The sequence below is a fragment of the Nostoc cf. edaphicum LEGE 07299 genome (assembly GCF_015207245.1).
GTDB classification, from domain to species: Bacteria; Cyanobacteriota; Cyanobacteriia; order Cyanobacteriales; family Nostocaceae; genus Nostoc; species Nostoc edaphicum_B.
Window position 1 is genome coordinate 1 of record NZ_JADEXF010000367.1, and the last position, 5,012, is coordinate 5,012.

Annotated in this window: 5 protein-coding genes; all 5 read right to left on the minus strand. The window is 45.2% G+C overall.

From position 1 onward, the window contains the following. Window positions 1–39 precede the first annotated feature (39 nt). On the minus strand, window positions 40–516 hold the full coding sequence (gene ruvX / locus IQ229_RS12680; protein ID WP_409339926.1) for a Holliday junction resolvase RuvX: 477 nt from the start codon (window positions 514–516) through the stop codon (window positions 40–42). Between the two features lies 1 nt (window position 517). Beyond that, the gene (locus IQ229_RS12685) at window positions 518–1,774 is read right to left on the minus strand and encodes a GNAT family N-acetyltransferase (protein ID WP_194044192.1); all 1,257 of its coding nucleotides are present in this window, start codon (window positions 1,772–1,774) and stop codon (window positions 518–520) included. 208 nt (window positions 1,775–1,982) lie between these two features. Then, entirely contained in the window at window positions 1,983–2,189 is a 207-nt protein-coding gene (locus IQ229_RS12690) for a hypothetical protein (protein WP_194044194.1), read from the minus strand. A 124-nt stretch (window positions 2,190–2,313) separates the two neighbouring features. Beyond that, a complete protein-coding gene (locus tag IQ229_RS12695; RefSeq protein WP_194044196.1) occupies window positions 2,314–2,802 on the minus strand; it encodes a hypothetical protein in 489 nt (162 codons plus the stop codon). Window positions 2,803–2,954: 152 nt separating this feature from the next. Next, on the minus strand, window positions 2,955–5,012 hold a 2,058-nt coding region (locus IQ229_RS12700; protein ID WP_194044198.1), incomplete at its 5' end, for a pentapeptide repeat-containing protein.

Here is a 5,012-nt window from a genome sequence, read left to right on the forward strand (position 1 = left end):
TGCTGGCTAATCGTTTTCAGAATATCATGTTAAAAGGTATCAATATTCAATAGCCGCAACTGAAATGCGGGAGTTGGCACGCTTAACATCCAGCCATTGTTGTAAAATCAAAGCGGCTGCCTTGCGGTCAATTAAACCTTTATGGCGTGACGGGGAGCGGTTTTCAGCTATCAGCAGTTGCTCTGCTTGAAATGAAGTTAATCGCTCATCCATATATTCCACAGGCAGCTTTAGTGCTTTAGCAAGCCTTGTAGTAAATTTTTGAACTTGACGAGCCTGAAATCCTAGCGAGCCATCCATTGAATAAGGTAAGCCCATAACTAGAATTTGCACCTCACGTTCATTAACTATTTGTCGGATTCGCTCGACATCTTGCTCAAAAGATGCACGCTCAATTGTGGTGATACCCGTGGCAATTAAACCCGTGCGATCGCACCCAGCCACACCAATCCGCTTGCGACCAAAATCTAGTCCCAAGGCTGAAATAAACGGTTTTGGTTGCTCTTGGGATATCACACTAATTCTCCTGCTGTCCATCTGCTGATTCAGTAATCGGCGATGTTTCTATGCTAGGGTTTTTTACCGAAAAGTTAATCGGTTCTGGCTTGCTTGGCAGAGGTTTATCTGACGATGGCAACTTTCCTGGTTGTATCCATGACATTCCACCTGGTATAGGTTTACGAGTTGGTTGTAAACCTTGTAGCATATCAGTCCACTGAATTCCTTCTAAGGAAACGAATTTCGACTCTCGTAGCTTGTGCCACACAGAGCGAGACATCACTAATGTATGTTCTATCCGTTTTGCCCCAATTCGCTCCAAATATTCTTCTCGCTCTGCTTGATAGTCTGAGGAGGCTAGTTGTAACCCTTGTTGGGGAAAATCTTGGGCAATGCGAGCCAGTTGAGACAGTAATTCTGGATAAAGCCAGGTGTAAGCAGGATGAACTGTCAGCGTTGCTACATGGGGAACTTCACCCTTGCGATCGAGTTGCACCTGAAAATAGCCGATCGCAGCTTTGCGTTGCGGTTCAAATACGTAACCACTGACTACTTCTGTTTTGGTCAGCCATTGCTTCACTGCATCAGTTAAAGCGCCAAACAAACTGGTTTTAAAGTCGCGGGTATTGCGGTCAAAAACCTGACGCACCAAAGGTGGCATTGATGCCGTATCTAGTTGATATAGCAACTGGGCATCAGCATTACTTATAGGCAAGAGGTTGGGCAAGTCTGGCTCTGCTTGTGCCAATTCAGCCAGTAATTCTGGCCCAATTTCCCAGTATGTCATTTCTGCTAGACGCTGGAATCCATTTTGTCGATATAATGCCAGCGCCTCTATGTCATTGATATTAACTTCCAGTAACCAAGTACGAGCTTCCAAAATCGATTCAAAGCAATGACGCAAAAGTTGCGAACCTATTCCTTGTTTATCGACACCACGCTCTAGCAACACTCGATCGATACGCCAAGTGCTACGTGTGCGGTTAAAGGGTGACACTTGAATCATTCCTAAAAGTATCCGCCCTTGCTCTGCGACAAAAGCACAGAGGCGATACTGTAGCGGGTTAGGAAACCAACTTAAAAATTTGAGTAATCCATACCAGCGACGCAGCCTTTGCATCTGGCTGATGGCAAAACCTGCTCCCTTCGGAGTAAGGGCTGCGAATGACTCTTGAGTTATGCGCTCAATTCCGTCCAGATCCCGATATTGGACTGGTCGGATAATAACGCTGAGGTTTCTGGGAAGTAATGAAGTCATTTTTATTCGAGCCGCCATTTAGCCTTAACTAACTGCTCTTCAAAGGAAGGAACTGCTGCAATAATCTTAACTAGTTTCTGCTCTCTACTATTGTGCCAAAAGGGTGATTTTAGTAACTTAATACTTAAAAAGCAGAAAAAGCAGACCTTGTGAGAACACCATTGGCATTGACCCAACAACATCTGCCCTTATTTTATTTGAATTTTGATTAAAATTTGTATATATTTTATAACCCTTGCCGAGAAACTAGCTTTTCAAAGTGGGCTTGGGTTTGATGGAGTAATTGGTGGCGACTATCTACCAGTGTTTGCTTCAGTGTTGGAACAAGATTACGAGCTTGCAGAGTCATGTGAAGTTGAAGATTGGCGACATATTCACTGAAATCTTGATTCACTTCATCTGCGCTCGCATCCGTTAATAAATTTGATTCCATTGCCACTGTGTTCTCCTGTGTTAATCCTGTGCTGTCTCTCTTCATGACCAAAAACTATCACGTTGTTTGGACTAACTTCTTAATTTGCAATGAAGTTTAACGCTTCTTAGGGATAGCGTGTCCCTTAAAATCTTAAACCAACGCCACCTTGTACGGAGATAGCTGTACCACTGCTATCTCGGTAGGCATCAAAAGCAATAATGGCATTGCCAAAAAGGACAGTATTGCTATTTGGGATCATATAATCAATGCCCGGTTGTAAAGCAAAACTAATTTTATCGCCCACAGGAGAAGAACCACCACCAGCCAGCACTAATCCAGCGCCCAGGTAGGCATCAGCTTGCCAGTTGAGGGGAAAATCGTAAGAAACCGTTGGTACAACAGCCGTATTATTTCCAATTAAAACTTGGGTGCGGAGTGAAATTGGTGCTTCCAAAAGCTTGTAGCGCCCCGCGATTACTCCCCCAAATTGGATACCATCGGTAAAACCAACAGTGGGGCCGATCCCAATATAACTGCCATAAGCTACTTGAGCTTGTGCTGGTTTAGTACTAACCAGACTCAAGACCAAACCAGCCCCCAAAACTGAAACCAAAGATGGAATATACTTCATAACCAACTCCTCACACCAATTTGTCATTTGTCATTTGTCATTGGTAATTGGGCATGGGGCATGGGGCATTGGGCATAGGTTATTCTCCTTTTCCCCTTGTCCCCTTTTCCCTTTGTCTCCTCATCCTCCTCTGCCCCTCTGCTCCCTCCATTCTACGGGCAACGGGGATGAATTCCTCCTTGAGTACAAATGTACGCTAATTGCTTGGCATCTAAATTTTTAGCTTGAGAAAAATCAACCCCTTGAACTACGGCAGATACTGAGCCTAAATCTGGGGTTTGGACAAATTGATCTGCTGGATCTTGTTTGCTAGGAGCAAGAATTGCCCCCTTAAAATCTGCTCCAGCGACATTTGCCCCACGTAAATCTGCAAGACTCAGATCGGCATTTTGCAAGTTAACGTTTTCCATTTGGGCAGAACGTAAAACAACACCAGTTAAACGAGTGGCACTGAGGTTCGCATTGCTGAGATTAGCACGATCCAAATAAGCTCCTGATAAATCTGCCCCTTGCCAATCAGTGTTAGTTAAGTTGGCAAAAGATAATTGCGTGCCGATGGCAGTGGCGCGACCTAAACGCGCTGCATACAGATTGGCTTCGTTCAATTTGGCATCGCCTAAATCTGCCCCAGTCAAGCTGGCTTTTTCCAAAACTGCGTTTCGCAGATCGGCTCCTACTAGTTGGGTGCTGTTGAGTTTAGCATCATATAGACGCGCGTTGGATAAGTTGGCTCTGTTAAGAGTGGCGCGACTCAAATCAATCCGGTTCATCAAGACGCGACTTAGGTTAGCATCAGTAAGATTGGCTTGCTGCAACTGAGCTTGGCTTAAATCAGCCATTACATCGTCATAGGTATCCCAACGTCCATCTTCACCCACACCCCGGAAGCGGCTACCCTTAAAGCTGGCTTGGTTAAGATTTGCAGATTTAAACTTAACTCCTGATAAATCAAGATTGTCCAGTACCAAGTTGAAGAAGGAACTTCCTGAAGTACCGCTTTGACCTAATTGGGTGCTACTAAGGTCAACACCCTCGATTTTTTTACCGCTGTAAACAGAGAGAATCTTGTTGATTGTCCTTTGGTTTCTTTGTAGCCGACCTTGGCGTAATTCCCGCTCTTTGGTTGCAGTGCTACCCACAGATTCCAGTTCGCTCACCAAAAACTGATTCTTATTTTTTAGTTCCGGGATGGCTTGGGGCCCGACAGTTGTCAAAGCTTGTTGAATTGTATCCAAAAGGCTGGGGTTAGTTTCGCTAACTAATAAATCCGCCAGAAATTTAATCGATTGTGGGTCATTAAGACCACCTATAGCCAGAATTGTACTTTGGCGTTGCTCATTAGTCGCCCCAGAGCTGGGAGCTAATTGTTTGACAAGTTCAAGGAACTGGTCGCTGTTGATTTTCTCGGTTGCTCGCTGGGATTGTTGAATTTGAATATAAACTTGAGTACCTATTAAAGTTGCCAACACAGCAGTCATACTCGTAAGCCCTACCCCAAACAAAGTCAGATTAGGATTTTGCTGTATTCGTCGCCACAAATTAGGTGACTGGCTGGTTTCGACTGCCGCGAATTCTTCACCCTCCCGCTCTTCTTCTGCTTGATCGTTACCGTCAGCAGACTGAGCTTGTTTGTTGCTTAAGAGTGCATCGATTGTATAAGTACCTGCGAGTTGATCGTGTAGTGCGCGACGCCCCCGACGTGATGGTAAGCCTATCCCTTCACCCACAATCATTAATAAAGATAAAAATGTAAATAATCCTAAATTCGGAAAAGCAAAGCTGTAGCGCCACAGCAGATAGGCGATGGAAATGGGTACAGTCCAGCGCCCAACTCCTTCTCTAATTACAACTGCCCCCAATCCGGGCGGCTTCCCTTGCTCGTTGACAACCCGGACTTTTAACCAACGTTTCGGAATTGTGCTACCAGTCTTAGCTAATAAATATAATTGCCACCACGAAAGAGTTACAGGTGCTAACAGGGCGATTGTCCACAAAATATTAGTCGGCCATGCAACGTTACGGATGCCATAGCTCACAGGTAGAGCTAGGGGTCTGGCGATCGCTCTTTCTGTGACTACCAGCACGGGGTTAAGCGGCACTCGGTTCAGATCGCTTCTAGAATTGGCATAGACACCAATGCCGAAGGGAATCAACCCACTAGTCACCACTAGTGTGATTTCAGCCGCCCAAGCAGCGAAACGCCTACTTGC

Coding starts and splice junctions, on each gene's coding strand:
- IQ229_RS12685 (WP_194044192.1), bottom strand. CDS start 1,774: ATGGCGGCTCGAATAAAAATGACTTCATTACTTCCCAGAAACCTCAGC.
- IQ229_RS12690 (WP_194044194.1), bottom strand. CDS start 2,189: ATGGAATCAAATTTATTAACGGATGCGAGCGCAGATGAAGTGAATCAA.
- IQ229_RS12695 (WP_194044196.1), bottom strand. CDS start 2,802: ATGAAGTATATTCCATCTTTGGTTTCAGTTTTGGGGGCTGGTTTGGTC.